The following is a 14,657-nucleotide window of genomic DNA, read 5'->3' as shown; positions in this document are numbered from 1 at the left end:
CGAGAAGATTTACTCGCTGCGTGAAAGGATTGCACTTATTACTTGAAACCGCGTAGAGTAAGATTTTTTCTAAGCTGGGAAAGTGTCTGAGAAAGTTTGCGTGTTTGACCGTTTTGTCACATTAGCGGCCAGTCACTGAATAGCGCTGAGTTGTCTAGATTTTACTCGGGGAAGTCCACTGAATTGTCATAAGGATCTCGAGTCTGTACACATCCGACTAAATCTTCATCTTTCAGTTACTCAATTAACCAATCTTTTTTCGTTTGGGTTGCATTTTCTGATGTGCCCACTCTGCAAACTCTGGCAAGGTGCAGCTATCTGTAAGGCCTTTTCCTTCGCCGTTTACAACTCGATATACCACTAGGTGGCGAAAAGAGTCTGTATGTTCACGCTCGTCCACTACTTGGCGTACAGACCACTTTCTGCCCGGCTTGCCATTCGTATAGAATGCTCCCGGCTCGAGTATAAAACCGGCACTCAGTTCTTCGTGAAAAATAGCATCGGCTAGGTCAACAATGTGCTTTATCTGTTCATCGCTAGCATCAATGACCAATTCAGAACGCCTTATGGCTTCATGGATATGCTGCATTCGGATGCGGCGAGTATCAGGGTGATAACCTACACTTTGGTAGTGCATTATGCTTTGCGGGTAACGTCGCCAGCGGAAGAGATTATTAAAAAGCATAGCCACAGAAAACAGAATGCAACAATTAATAAGTGTTGGGGTAAGCACATACCAATAGTCCAATTCATGTATCGCAGGTCCTCCAATTACCGCCGCTAGAGCGGTTGCACCACCAGGAGGGTGGAGGCTTCGCGTGAGATGCATTACCAAGATAGATAGCGCAACAGCGGTTGGTGCTGCAAGGACGATAAGCTCAATATATTTTGAACAGGTCACACCTACAACGGCTGAAAGCAAGTTTCCCGCTAGAAAAGCCCATGGCGTGGAAAGCTGGCCGTGCGGAACGGCAAAGAGCAACACGGTGGAAGCCCCCATAGAGGGTAAAATGGCAGCAGAGCCAGCTGCGCCGGTAAAATAGGTTGTTATATAAAAGCAACAAAATATTGCTAGCATACCACCCAGTGTCGCTACCAATTTTTCAGAGGCAACTACGCCACTTTGAAATCCAAGGAAACGAATAGCAGTCCGGATCATTCTGTCTCGTTTATACTATTTTAAATAATATTTAACACATGACTGAGTGGCTTTATAGAGCAGCCCTGCTCTTGCAGGAAATGACTAGCCAGGCTTGCCATCGACCCTCGTAGTCGTAAGAATTCGGAGATACACGGCGGTATAGATGGTATAAGCCAAAATCCACAAGCCTGCCGATATACTGTAGCCGTTATAGGCTAATAAACTTGGATAAAGACCTGTTAATACCCGAGTAATCCCAGCGCTCACAATGAATATAAATGCAAACTTCAGGCTCCAGTGGGCAGTTAGCGGTCTACCAGAGTGACCGAGCGATACTCGCGCTATCATGGCAAGAATTAATGAGCCCATGGCGCCGGCTGTTAAGCTGTGTAGAGCAGTAGATTCGCTAATGACAAAGCCGGCGTAAGATAACGCAAACAGGCCAAAACCGACGGGTATAAACCAGTAAGCTAAATGAAGCGACCACACCAATGGTATAGACAGCGCTGTCCAGACTCGCCAGCGCAATACTCGGTAAGCGTTGCTTAATGCCGCGACAGCAAATACACCGGCTAGAATACTTCTCGGTAAAAAAGAAACGCCGTTGACGATATACACTATGGCGAGCAACCAAGTAGAGCCAAGTACCGTTTTCTCTAGCCAGGGCAATGGCTTGACAGCCGCTACTCTGGCGCCGCTAGCAGTAAATAAGGGCACAACTCGGCCGCCGACCACCGTCATGATTAGCACTACTTGCATAATTGCGGCGCGCATTCCCCAAGTGAATAACTCAGGCTTGTCTAAGAGTACCGACAGATGAGTTAAAATATTTGCGCCCGTGAGCATAGCGACTACAGGGATGAATTGAAAATTCCGCTTACTTCCAGCTTTAATAACTAATTTTGCAAAGAACACACCTGCACAAGGAAGAAAACTAATATCGACGAGCGCTATAAGCCACTCCATCTCGGCGATATTTACGATCATTAGAATTCGTGACATCAACCACAGCGAGAACAATGCCAACAATGGTGCGCCATTGATTGCGCGTAGCCCCGTCCAACTTTGTACTGCAGTTAGTAAAAAGCCAACAATAATTGCGCAAATAAAGCCAAATAGCATTTCATGAGCGTGCCAAAGCAGACTATTTCCATGGGGGGAAAACTCCATGGTTCCACTAAATGTAGCTGTCCACACTGCTAATGCAACAATGGAAAATAGACTTCCTGCTAAAAAAAATGGGCGGAACGCTTGGCGCCAAATTGGCATATTTACGAAATCAGCAATTACTTTCATTCTGAAAAATCCATTAAACGACGACTAGCTTGATTAACTAATATTGAAAACTTCGTAATGAAAATAATCATGTGCGCTAAAAACACATACGACATCAGCACTCAAACTATTTGGTTTCGTAGCTCTGCCAATAACTATTAACGCTCACTTAAAGCCAAATGATTCCGAGGTTGGCAAGTTATTCATGCTCCTTAGTTCTTGGCACAAATGCTCTGAACACGAACCAAACAAATGCAAATACGCCGATGCTGAACACAACATCTCCCGGCACTCTTGCCCAGACCAGTGCTTGCATAACAGGGCTCTGAATGTATTCTGCCGAGCGTGCGAAGGAATAGCCCTTTTCGATGCTGGTATACGTTTGGAGTATCCCCTGTGGTAAAAGCGATAGAAATGTCATCATCGCGAGCCCAATGTTGAGGGACCAGAATGAGATTTTAAGTAGACTCTCGTTCCAAAGTTTGGTGTTTGTTAGCCCTCGTAGGCAGTACAGGGTTAACCCCAATCCGAGCATTCCGTATACGCCGAATAGGGCGGCATGGCCATGGCTGGCGGTTGTGTTCAGTCCCTGCATGTAATAAAGCGCAATCGGTGGATTAATCAAAAAGCCGAATAGCCCTGCGCCAACAAGATTCCAAAACAGAACAGCGGCAAAGAACATGAATGGCCAGTGGTAGTTACGCTCCCATTCGGCTTCGTGCTCAACCTTATACCGCGTATAGGCCTCAAAACCGACCACCAGCAACGGAACTACTTCAAGTGCGGATAACATCGCGCCGACGGCGATAACCGATATTGGCGTGCCACTGAAATAGAGGTGGTGGAATGTTCCCAGTACGCCGCCAAAGAGGAAAATAATAGTGGCAAATAGCACCATTACTGTAGCGGTTGTTATCCGCAATATCCCCATGCGCACAAATAGCAGGGAAATTATTGCTGTGGCGAATACCTCAAAAATACCCTCTACCCAGAGGTGAACAACCCACCAGCGCCAATACTCCATGATCGAAATATGGGTATGCTGCCCCCACATCAGGCCCGCAGCATAAAGCAGGCCAATCGCAATAGCGGATACAAGCACGAGGTAGATCAGTGATTTCCCACCTTTTTGCTGTAAGACTGGCCACAGTGCTCTGACTACGAGCCCAACCCAGAGAAACAATCCAACGGTAAGATAAATCTGCCAGAACCGGCCAAGATCGACATATTCATAGCCTTGATGCCCGAACCAGAAATTCATCGTCAGATTGTTAAAGAAACGGTGAACAGCTGCCCATTGCCCAACAAAAGAACCAACGACAATAATAAGTAAGCTAAAAAAGAGGAAATTTACGCCGAACCGCTGATATTTAGGATCTTTGCCGCTCATCATTGGGGCGACATATAAGCCAGTTGCTAGCCACGCTGTTGCGATCCAAAGAACCGCAAGTTGCGTGTGCCATGTCCGAGTCACTGTGTAGGGGAAATACTCTGCAAATGGCAGACCATAAAGTCCTTGTCCTTCCACGGCATAGTGCGCGGTAACAATACCAAGTAAGACCTGTGCCAGAAATAATGCACAGACGATCCAGAAATATTTTGCTGTTGCTCGCATTGATGGAGTTATGACTGCACTGTCGAGTATGTCAGCTTTGGCTATGCCTTCTTCGGGGGCTATTTCCTGCTGCCAGGCATCAAATTGCTTTGCATAATAGGCGACGAGTGCACCGGCTCCTGCTAGAAGTAATATGACAGATGCAATACTCCACATCAAAATGCCAGTGGTCGGCTTATTGCCAACCAGTGGTTCATGTGGCCAGTTGCTGGTGTAAGTGATTTCCATGCCGGGTCGGTTGGTAGTCGCGCCCCAGGCGGTCCAGAAATAAAAGGCCGCGAGCTGTTTCGCTTCAGTATGATTGAGTAAACCATGAGCCGGGAACGCATAATCGCGGCGCAGCGCCAGCGACTCTTGATCGCTACCTTCATACAACCGGATGTAATGATTTTGGACCTGCTTGATGGCCTTAGCACGCATGTCGCTAACTGTGATTATGCCTGTAGAGGGATTGTAGCCATTTGTGCGCATCTCGTCCTGTAATGCTGCCTTATGCAGCGCCATATCCTGTGCTTGGGTAAGGCCTGCGAGGGGCGTTTGCGTGCGAAGAGCAAGTAGCGCTTCTGCTTCTCTATGCAGCCAGTCCGCACTCCAGTCAGGGGCGAGATAGCTTCCATGCCCCCAGATTGAGCCTTGCTCCATACCTCCTATGGATTGCCAGACATTTTGTCCTGTTTGGATGTCGTCACGTGTATAGAGAACTTCGCCGGATGTCGATTTGACGGCTTCAGGAATAGGAGGTGCCTTTTGGTATATTTCTGCACCTAGCGCCAGTAATATGCCGAACATGACAACCATGCCGACGGTCAGAATTATCCACAGGCGCTTGATACTGAAAGTCTTTTTATAAGTTTCCATGATCTGAATTCCAGTTGAGTCGCTACAATTCGCGCAATCGCGCTGATAATAAGTATTTACAGCTTATTTCAATGTAGCACGCAACTCGTCTACGCGCGGTTTTTATAGCGGGGTGAGTAAACAATTGTTTGAAACCTTGGACCAAGTTCAGGAATATGCAACCGAGTGGCTTTGGTTTTACAAACACGAACGACCCCACAAAGCCAACAATGAGAAACCACCACTGATGGACGCTTAACTTCTACTTTGAGCGTCGCGGAAACCAAGTCACTTGGCCACAAATTCCCCTTCAGCTCTACCTGTAGTGGCACAGTGAATTTGGCCGCCTGATTAGAGGTGAGGTTGGCGTTGAGCCTGCATAAAAACCTACCTATTGCGGCCCGATTTGGGATTTTTAAGCGTCCGCTTTTTACCAGATCAGGAAATACGGCTTTAGACTAGTAATGTCAAAACCTCCAGCGTCACAAACGCGGACATGCAGCACCTCTACATCGAAACCCAAGCCTTAAGTCCGAGTTAGCATATAGACGTAAAGTATTACTCTGCGTAATTGCTTAGCGAGATTCTAGTCTTTGCCAGAATGGCATTAGGTAAGAGCGCCCGCCTTATTTAGTCAAAATGCGCTTAAGCGTTTGATCAATAATCTGCTCCCTTTCCTGCAACTTGTGCGGATGAGCAAGCAGCCCCTCTATCACGTAAATCAGTAATTTGGCATCGAGGTGCGCCTCGTCAAGGCGCACCTCGGCGTTAACCAGCTCTGACACCGATAGTTGCTCTACCATCGTATGAAACTGTTCGTGCCAGGCCTGCACTTTAGTGGAATGGTTTACTCGGGAGTGGACGTCAGTCATCAATGAGCCTGAGCTCTCAATTTGGTTAATCAGCGTCAGCACCCGTGTTCTGAAGGTTTGCTCGCTCAGCGTGGCCATCTCAGCTATGGCCTGGGATACCACCCGGTTTAGCACAGCAATCAGGACGTCGTCTTTGTTTTCGAAGTACCAATAAATAGTATTGGCGGCCACACCGGCGCTTCTGGCGATTTCAGCCATAGAAGTATTGTCGTAGCCCTTTGTCTTGAGTAGCTCCATGGCGACAAGCTCGATCTCTTCCTTTTTAAGCTTCGGTTCCAAGTGGCGTTTATTGCGTGCCAAGGTAAGCTCCTGCGAGGCCGACTGATGGGCCGGTGCGTCTAGTTGTTGATTGGCATTCAAGATACATGATATATTCTTGAATGTCATTCAAGAGATGGGCAGGCGTAGGGCTTGCTGACACAAAGGGGCTTACACATGACTCAGTCGAACCGCCAGAAAGGCTCATTTACCCACCAGCAAACACGGTGCGCGGCAACGTTGCATAAGCCCCAGAATGTAAACGCATCAGCCTATCCGACGATCCTGATCGCTCACGGATGGGGCGCTACCCAACTAACGCTAATCACAAACTACATCGCCGCGTTTAACGACGCTGGGTTTGGTGTCGTCACGTTTGACTACCCCGGCTGGGGAGACAGCGAGGGCCTTCCTCGCAATGTCATCAGCCCGTGGCGGCGCGAAAAAGTCGTCGAGAGCGCGCTGGCATATACCAAGTCACTGCCTGAGGTTGATGAGACGAATATCATTCTGTGGGGCAGTTCATTTGGCGGCGGGCATGTCGTAAAGATCGCCGCAGAACACCCGGAATTGCGAGGTGCCATTGCACAGGTGCCCATGCTCGATGGCTTGCTCGCCGTCAAGTCCGTACCCTTGGCGCGTAAGTTACGATTTGGCTTCGACATCCTGCTTGATCTGCTCAACCCCTTCGGCACCCGTTATGTCCCAATTATCTCTGAGGCCGGTGGCTATTCATCGATGGATCGCGACGGAGCCTGGCGGGTAGAAGAGTGGACAAGGGCGAACCTGACGCAACTTCATGATAACCGTGTCGCGGCCCGATCCTTGGCAACGATGGCATTTTATCGCCCATTCAAATACCTTCAGTCGATCCAAATTCCGACTCTGGTCATTGGCGCGACACGGGATACCGTCGCGCCATTTGATGAAGATAAAGTAAAGCGAATGTCTTCAGAGACTATTGAAATTCGCACCATCGATGCCAACCACTTTGATCCTTATCTCGAGCCTTGGTTTGCGGGGAATATCAAGCTACAGCTGGATTTTGTGAACAGAGTTATTGCACGTTGAAACCCGATAGCTACATGAAAAAGGTTGTTGCGGTGCACAAGTATTTCTATAACCAATAGTCGTGTGCCATGTCCGTATTCTGGAACAAGTTAATTGCAGCGTTGATGCTATTTAGCAATCTAGCAAGGTTCGGCCGATGCTGAATTTTGACCATTCGCCGCGTACCGATAGGCGACTTAGGCGGCACTAGTTAAAAACAAAGCGGTTACGAAAGTGCTCTGCTATGTTTTACTTACTATTTTGTTGGTAATCGTATGACAAAGCGCGCTGCGTGTGCAGATTGTGAACGACCTCTAAAAACCTGCCTCTGCGATGTACTTGTCAGCATGGCTTGTCCTTATCGTGTCGTCATTTTGCAAGATGAAAAGGAAGCTAGGCATGCTCTTTCTTCTGCGCCAATTCTAGAGAAGTCTATCGTAGGCGCGGTGCGACTGGTTGGCGAGTATTTCGATCCACTGGCGATACTCGGGCCTGATTGGCGAGCGGAGACTGTACTGGTATTTCCCGCAGAGAATGCCGTCACTGCCGATCAGCTAGAGCGTAAAAATTTTAAAAATATTATTCTATTGGATGGTACGTGGCGAAAGGTCGCGCGGCTAATGTATTTAAATTCTTGGCTGGCTGAATTGCCTTGTGTAGCGATTCAAGCGACGAAGACATCGCAATATAAAATCAGAAAATCGCCACGACAAGACGGCTTGTCGACTATTGAGGCGGCAGTCGCAGCGCTTAATGGCTTGGTGCCAGAATCAGATTACTCCGCTATTTTGCCGGCGTTTTATAAGATGATTGATCTACAGATCGAGGCGATGGGGGTCGAGACCTATCAAAAAAACTATCCCTCCTGAAAATCCCATTCTCACTGACTATTAGTGAATCATCGCTCATCCAATTAATTGTCGTGAGTATCTGAGCTTATTTTCCTGTCACAACTAACATGGATGCTCGTTGAGCTGCGAGTTAATGGCGAACAGGAGGAAGGCGAAAATGCATATTGAAACAATTGGCAATGTGGTTGCGTGGTCAGGTGAGTTCCATCGTAATTTCGCTGCTTTTATCGAGTCTAGTGTTGCGGCGTCTGACGATGAACGCACAAAAATGCTTAGCGGTTATATAGCCGATCATGAGCGCCAGCTTGCTAAAACGGTGTCTACTTTTGACCATGTTGAAAGTGATAATGCCCTGGGGACGTGGTGTACTGAGTTTTTGAATAAACAGCCTTTGCCTGATACATCAAGTAAGGAGGAAGAGTGGGCGACACTCTCGGCGAAGCAACTTATGGATCGGGTTCGGGATATCCACGAGCAGTTGATAGCGCTTTATAGTCATTTACTTAGCCGCTGTGGGGCGACGCCCGCTGCCGACATGCTGGAACAGTTACTTGATGTGGAAGAGCATCAGCTGATGTTGATGACGCATTCAGCGAATCGCTTAGAAGATATATAAACACACTTGATAGACTGTGCTTAAAGCGGTTTGAGTAGTCCGACTCAGGTCGCTCATCATATTGGTGAGTCTGCTCTTGCCCTTTTACGTCTAATTTTTAAATTAAGAAATGCTTGCGTAGATATGTGCTCTTCTCCTATAGTCGAGGGGTTTCCACCTATTTAAAACGAAAAGCTAAAAATTATGTATTCACTTTGCCCTGTCATGTTTGCCGCAGCCAAACGCAATCTCGTATTGCGCTGGGTGGTGTGGCGTGCGGCAGAAAAATGATGCATTGATTTAAAAACGCAAAATTTCTCAAAGGCCGCAGACACTCTCTGCGGCCTTTTTCGTTAAAGCGCAGATAAATGTCTCGGCAAGTATTCAGGTAGACGATCATGCTTGTAAGATTGACCTATGTATTGGTCATATTTATTTGGGCCACAACGCCGCTGGCTATAAAGCTAGGCGGTGATTCCCTGCAGCCAATAGCGGGTCTAACGATGCGAATTGCATTGGCCTTTGGCGTGGGCAGCATTATTTGCACCATTGGCGGCTTTGCGGGGCTAGCGATTCGCCGGCATTGGAAATTGTATTTCGCGGCCTCAATCAGTCTTTTTCCCAATATGGCATTGGTGTATTTCGCTGCCGAGTATCTACCCTCTGGCCTTATTGCCTTGCTATTCGGTTTGACGCCATTTTTTACTGCCGTACTTGCGGGGCCTATTTTGGGTGAAAATCTATTACAGCCGCGCAAGGTATTCGCGATTGTTCTGGCCGGTTTGGGCCTGTTGTGCATTGTATTTGACGATGTAAGCGTGACCGGCGATAGCTATATCGGCATTGGGCTTATGTTGCTGTCGAATGTGCTGTTTTCGGCAAGTGCATTGTGGGTGAAAAAGCTAAACGCAGAAATGGCGGTTGAACCCATTGAACAAGCACTTGGCGCAATGGCATTTGCCTTGCCAGGAATGGCGCTGAGCTGGGTGTTTTTGTTTGGTGTTGAGCCTATTTATATTAGCTCGCAGTCCCTAGGGTCGTTATTGTATTTGTCACTGTTTGGCTCATTGGTGGGTTTTGTCGCCTACTATTCAATACTGAAACACATGGCTGTTGAGACAGTGTCGTTAATTCCATTGATTACGCCAATCTTAGCAATAATATTAGGTGTGGTGTTGGCAAACGAGACCGTGTCTGTGGCGATTTTACTGGGGGCGGGTTTGATTTTTCTCGCGCTGGCAATTCATCAGGGCTTTTGGCGTCGAGTCAAAGTGGTGCAGGAGGCGTCAGTGGCGTCGCCCTAGGTTTCGCACGTGCGGTAATCTATTGATAGAGTGAACGAACACGGCGATCGATTTAAGTAACTAGACTGATTTTTGATATATAGCGGGAGAATCTTCCAATGGCAGACTTTAATACCTACACGCCACCGGCGGTGTGGAAATGGGACAATCAAAGCGGCGGCAAATTCAGCAATATCAACCGGCCAATATCTGGCGCTACCCACGAGAAAGCATTGCCGTTAGGGGAGCACGATCTGCAACTGCATTCACTGGCCACCCCGAATGGGGTGAAAGTGACGGTGATGTTAGAGGAGTTGTTAGAGCTCGGTATTAATGCGGCAGAGTACGACGCTTACACGATCAATATCGGCGAGGGGGATCAGTTTGGCAGCGGCTTTGTGGAAATAAATCCCAATTCTAAGATTCCCGCCTTACTTGATCGAGGTGTAAGCCCGCCGATAAGAGTCTTCGAGTCGGCGGCCATTCTGCTCTATCTGGCTGAAAAATTTGATGCCTATTACCCCAAAGATCCTGCTGAGCGAGCTGCTTGCCAGTCGTGGCTAATGTGGCAGCAGGGCAGTGCGCCCTTTCTCGGCGGTGGATTTGGACATTTTTACGCCTACGCGCCGGAAAAGTATCAATACCCCATTGATCGCTACACGATGGAGGTAAAACGACAGCTAGATGTATTGGATAAGCACCTGTCGCAAAACACCTATTTATGTGGTGACAACTATACTATTGCAGATATGGCGACTTTCCCTTGGTACGGTGCGCTGGCGCAAGGTCGTCTATACGATGCCGCTGAATTTCTTGATGTTGCCTCGTACCGTCACGTTGTACGGTGGGCGGAATTGATTGCTGAGCGACCAGCGGTGCGGCGTGGGCTTCGCGTGAATCGCCCCTGGGGTGATGAGAAAACCCAGGTAGTTGAACGGCACAGTGCGGCTGATTTCAAATAGTGCTGCTCAGAATAGGAGGGCGATGTGTATATAGAAATGACGCTTGCGAGTTGCTTCGTCACTGGCTTGCCGCCATAATTTACAGATGAAGTGCGCTAAAAAGGAATATTTAGCTTAGGATGTTTAAGTTTAAGAGTTTTAACATACTTTCATTGGTAGACTCATTTCACTCTAAAACGGGTGGCGGCAATGCAAGGTTGTATCGTCATCGTTTTGTTGCCAGTTTAATCCTCAGTGTCTTGTTTTATATCTCGCTTATCATTCTTGTTGCCACGTATTTCCTTCCCCTAGGGGAGCGTAGCCTGCATATCATGCGGGTCTTCTTCGTGTTCGTTGGTGTTGGCGCACTGTTGTCGATCTATATTTTACGAACACTGAATCAGCGCGTTTTCGCAGTGAATACGCTTATTGCCTCTCTAGGTTTGGCTTTAATCTATCTCTCGATCATGACCGGCGGGATTGAATCTCCGGCGGCTATTTGTCTGATTATTTTCCCTGCTGTCGCTGCGCTCAGTATCGATTTCAAGGCGGGAATAATATGGGGAATCCTGGCGGTAATATCGTGGACACTGCTGTTCGCATCACCGTATTTAGGTGTTCCTGTACAAAATGCGATGCCCGACGTTGATGACCGACTTTCCTTTTTTGTTAGCATTTTTACAACCCATTTGTTCATCGCCTTTGTTGCGCTTTATTACAATAAGACCTCAAAAAACTTGCGCGAAAAATTGTTGAAAGAGCGGCGTGAATATCATTACTTGGCCAATCACGACGCGCATACTGGGGTGATCAATCGGCGTCGTTTTTTAGAATTGTTAAAATTAGAAATTTCCCGCTGTGAAAAGAGCGAGAGTACATTTTGCTTATTTTTTATTGATTTAAATGATTTTAAAAAGGCTAATGATCAATACGGTCATCATTTTGGCGACGAGATATTAGAAGTGTTTAGTCGTCGTTTGCGGCATCGAGTCCGGGAAATTGATACGGTGGCCCGTATTGGCGGTGATGAGTTCTGCATTATTAGTCGCGACATGGGAAATGAAGAGGATGCGAAGCGGGGAGAGCGACGGATAGAGGAGATCCTGCAGGAACCGCTTTCACTCAAGGAAGGGAAATACACGCTGAAGGCGAGTATCGGCTGGTCTATCTACCCGTATCACGCCACAGATTATGAGGCTTTGCTTAAATACGCTGATCAGCATATGTACGAAGTGAAGCGGTTAAAGAAGGCAGCGCGGAAATAAGTGTCCTGAGTTTTACGCTGCCTTAGTTTTTGAATTACCTTTATTGATCAGAGCTTGCTAAGCGAGTTATTAGCCAAAAGTTAGACGCGGGAAATTCGGCTCAATACGGCTTTTAAATAGCGAGTTTCAGGTATTGCCGAGTGAACTGGATGGTCGGCTCCCTGCATACCCTCCGCGAGAATTTGGGCGTGACGATCGATATGTCGCGCAGAGGCGCGGACTAAATCCAGCATTTCCTCCCTAGGCATGTGCATCGAGCAAGAGCCTGAGATAAGAAAACCGTCGTGGTTCAGCAGGCGCATGGCCATCTCGTTGATGCGGCGATAGGCTAGAATGCCTTCTTTCTGATCTTTTTTACGTTTTATGAACGCCGGTGGGTCTACGATAATTACATCAAAGCGCTCGTCAGCTTCTTTCAATGATTTCAGCGTTGTAAACGCGTCGCCCTGTACTGTGCTAAGTTTGTCGGCAACACCGTTGAGCTCGGCGTTTTTGTGCACCATATCAAGTGCGGATTCGGAGATGTCAGCGCACCAAACATCGCTTGCGCCAAAGACCGCAGCTTGCACACCAAAGCTGCCGACGTAGCTAAACACATCTAGCACACGCTTGCCGGGGGCTAAGGTGCGCAACCACTCGCGGTTGGGGCGCTGGTCGTAGAACCAGCCGGTTTTTTGACCCGCTGCTAGTGGCGCGAGAAAACGCACACCGTTTTCAATCAGTTCGACTTCATCTGGAACCTCGCCATAGGCAGTGACAACCTCTAGCTCCAGCCCTTCAAGTTTACGAACCGCGGCATCGTTGCGTAACAGAATTGACTGCGGTTGCAGCATGCGCACAAGGGCTTCAATGATAATGTCGCGCATCGCGTCCATGCCTGCAGTGTTGAGCTGTACTGAGAGGTGGTCGCCGAAACGGTCGACAACGAGGCCCGGCAGCAAATCACTCTCACCATAGATAAGTCGGTAGCAGGGATGTTCATACAGCGTTTCGCGCAGCGCGAGGGCAGATTTGATCCGCTTTTTAAGAAAGTTCACATCGATAGGCCGCTCATCGTGACTCATGAGTCGAGCGCAGATTAGCGACTGGGGGTTAACATAGGCGACTCCCAAGCTTTTGCCCTGCTGGTTTTCTACTACGACGTGCTCGCCCGCTGAGAAATTGCGCAGTGGTGTCGCGCTGGCGTCTATCTCATTGCTATAAATCCATAAATGACCGCTGCGCAGACGTTTGTCTTCGTTCTTGGCGAGGCGGAGGCGTTGAAGTGTCATTACTGGATTCCTGAGGATGGTCGCGGGAAAAGCGGGCATTATCCCCGATTGCTGCCTAGTGTGAAACACCGCAGCGATGAGCGGCTGTGGATTACCTTAGTTACCTTTATATTGCTGCGCGTTTTACGGCTTGAACAAGCAGGTTTCGTGGTGTGAGTGAGCTGGGGCAGAACTCACTGAGAGTGCAGTCATAATGCTGTTCTTGTAGATATAAAATACTGTCGAGTACGCAGCGCAGCTCTATCGCCCGTCGAAATGCCATGCGAATAAGGTCGAGTCGTTCCGCCTTGTGCAGACCTTGTGCGCCCGCTACTTCATACTGATCGATATTGGTCGGGATGGTGACGGCGATTGGTTTGCGGCTGAGAGTTTCATTTACCCAATCCCGAAAACTCATCTTGCTCCAGTGCTGAGGGCTTGAGGGGAGCGCGGTGTCAGTGGCGAAACCCTGTTCAGCAAGTAAAAGTCTAAGTCCTATATAGCGGGCTTGGAGCCGTCGCCTAGCGGCGGTTTCACTCGCCCCTGCAGTGCAGGTTTGTCGCACAGCGGTACGTAGATCGCTATTGGATAATGGCAGCGCGCTAGCCTTCATTGAACTGGAAAGCGGTTGATATTCGCCGTGATTAAAGCGGTGGTAGCAGCACGGCGAAAAACTGATGCGCGGGCTGTGTGCTGTCGCGCTAACGCTTAAAAGGCGTTGATGGAGTCCACCGCAGGCATGTAGCGCCAGAACCTGTGTTGAGGAATTGACGTAGTTAAATACATGCTCACTGAGCACATCGCATTTCACAATTTGGTAAGTTCGCCCCGCGCTTTTGCCAACTCGCGTATTTCCCGAGTCTACTAGGCTTGCGTCAATTTCAAGACCAACAGAGTCTAGTGCATAGCGAGAGAATAGCGCTTCACTTAAATAGCCCTTACCACTGCACCATTCAATGGCGGGGGTATTGTTGAGCAACGCTGGGTTCTGGTTTGCCTGGGTTTCGCCTATTTCAGTTGGGTGGGCATCGATAAACGCCTGGATTTGCTGCCATTTATTGCCGGGGATACCGACGGGTGGTTCGCGGTGGGAGGCTGCAGGTGCTGATGTGATGGTGATTAGCTCAAGCAATTCGACGGCGGGCGGAAAGTAAGGAATTAAACTTTTGAGCAGTTGCCGGTCATTACGTTGTAGTTGCGCAAATTCACCGTCATTAAGCGCAAGTAAAAAATTTCGAAGAACGGCATTGTCGTCAATTGGTGACGCGTTGAAGTTGCTGTAGGCATTGTGACGCCATAAAGATTGATTCTGGATCAATACCGTATTTAGTCGCTGAGCCCAAAGTTCGAAATTCATGATTGATAAATGCCGCCAAGTTGACAGCAGTATAAGCGCTAAGCCGTGTAAGCCCTAAGCCGAGTCT

12 protein-coding genes and 1 pseudogene are annotated in these 14,657 nt (G+C 48.4%); 7 read left to right on the top strand and 6 right to left on the bottom strand.

The genetic code is table 11. The features are described from left to right. Positions 1-244: 244 nt before the first annotated feature. The 3 genes from AAC007_RS16490 to AAC007_RS16480 all read right to left on the bottom strand — a co-directional run bounded on the left by AAC007_RS16490 (position 245) and on the right by AAC007_RS16480 (position 4,889). Positions 245-1,078, bottom strand: coding sequence for an HPP family protein (locus AAC007_RS16490; protein ID WP_339678210.1), 834 nt, complete (start codon positions 1,076-1,078; stop codon positions 245-247). A 165-nt stretch (positions 1,079-1,243) separates the two neighbouring features. Next, positions 1,244-2,437 (bottom strand): NnrS family protein, encoded by a 1,194-nt coding sequence (locus tag AAC007_RS16485; RefSeq protein ID WP_339678209.1) that lies wholly within the window; start codon positions 2,435-2,437, stop codon positions 1,244-1,246. A gap of 178 nt (positions 2,438-2,615) precedes the next feature. Next, on the bottom strand, positions 2,616-4,889 hold the full coding sequence (locus AAC007_RS16480) for a nitric-oxide reductase large subunit (RefSeq protein WP_339678207.1): 2,274 nt from the start codon (positions 4,887-4,889) through the stop codon (positions 2,616-2,618). Between the two features lie 103 nt (positions 4,890-4,992). Between AAC007_RS16480 and AAC007_RS16475 the strand changes: the two are divergent. Continuing rightward, a pseudogene (locus tag AAC007_RS16475) lies at positions 4,993-5,127 on the top strand (integrase core domain-containing protein); the annotation flags it as partial. A gap of 367 nt (positions 5,128-5,494) precedes the next feature. On the opposite strand, the gene AAC007_RS16470 reads toward AAC007_RS16475, so the two are convergent. Continuing rightward, a complete protein-coding gene (locus tag AAC007_RS16470; protein WP_339678205.1) occupies positions 5,495-6,040 on the bottom strand; it encodes a helix-turn-helix domain-containing protein in 546 nt (181 codons plus the stop codon). 135 nt (positions 6,041-6,175) lie between these two features. On the opposite strand from AAC007_RS16470, the gene AAC007_RS16465 reads away from it, so the two are divergent. The 6 genes from AAC007_RS16465 to AAC007_RS16440 all read left to right on the top strand — a co-directional run bounded on the left by AAC007_RS16465 (position 6,176) and on the right by AAC007_RS16440 (position 11,983). After that, the gene (locus AAC007_RS16465) at positions 6,176-7,069 is read left to right on the top strand and encodes an alpha/beta hydrolase (RefSeq protein ID WP_339678204.1); all 894 of its coding nucleotides are present in this window, start codon (positions 6,176-6,178) and stop codon (positions 7,067-7,069) included. Between the two features lie 254 nt (positions 7,070-7,323). Then, positions 7,324-7,917, top strand: coding sequence for a tRNA-uridine aminocarboxypropyltransferase (locus AAC007_RS16460; protein ID WP_339678203.1), 594 nt, complete (start codon positions 7,324-7,326; stop codon positions 7,915-7,917). Between the two features lie 139 nt (positions 7,918-8,056). Then, positions 8,057-8,515 carry a hypothetical protein gene (locus AAC007_RS16455; RefSeq protein WP_339678202.1) on the top strand — a complete coding sequence of 153 codons (459 nt, stop codon included), beginning with the start codon at positions 8,057-8,059 and terminating at the stop codon, positions 8,513-8,515. Positions 8,516-8,892: 377 nt separating this feature from the next. Continuing rightward, positions 8,893-9,798, top strand: coding sequence for a DMT family transporter (locus AAC007_RS16450; RefSeq protein WP_339678201.1), 906 nt, complete (start codon positions 8,893-8,895; stop codon positions 9,796-9,798). 98 nt (positions 9,799-9,896) lie between these two features. Further along, positions 9,897-10,739: a glutathione-dependent disulfide-bond oxidoreductase gene (gene yghU / locus AAC007_RS16445; protein WP_339678200.1), complete on the top strand. Its 843-nt coding sequence runs from the start codon at positions 9,897-9,899 to the stop codon at positions 10,737-10,739. 119 nt (positions 10,740-10,858) lie between these two features. Further along, entirely contained in the window at positions 10,859-11,983 is a 1,125-nt protein-coding gene (locus AAC007_RS16440) for a GGDEF domain-containing protein (RefSeq protein ID WP_339678198.1), read from the top strand. Positions 11,984-12,063: 80 nt separating this feature from the next. On the opposite strand, the gene AAC007_RS16435 is transcribed toward AAC007_RS16440, so the two are convergent. Both AAC007_RS16435 and AAC007_RS16430 read right to left on the bottom strand, forming a co-directional pair. After that, entirely contained in the window at positions 12,064-13,254 is a 1,191-nt protein-coding gene (locus AAC007_RS16435) for a class I SAM-dependent rRNA methyltransferase (RefSeq protein WP_339678197.1), read from the bottom strand. A gap of 106 nt (positions 13,255-13,360) precedes the next feature. Then, a complete protein-coding gene (locus AAC007_RS16430; RefSeq protein WP_339678195.1) occupies positions 13,361-14,590 on the bottom strand; it encodes a methyltransferase in 1,230 nt (409 codons plus the stop codon). Between the last annotated feature and the right edge of the window lie 67 nt (positions 14,591-14,657).

Source organism: uncultured Zhongshania sp. (genome assembly GCF_963975605.1).
GTDB lineage: Bacteria > Pseudomonadota > Gammaproteobacteria > Pseudomonadales > Spongiibacteraceae > Spongiibacter > Spongiibacter aquimaris.
Note: the sequence above shows the minus strand (reverse complement) of the source record. Positions and strands in the feature narration are given on the sequence as shown.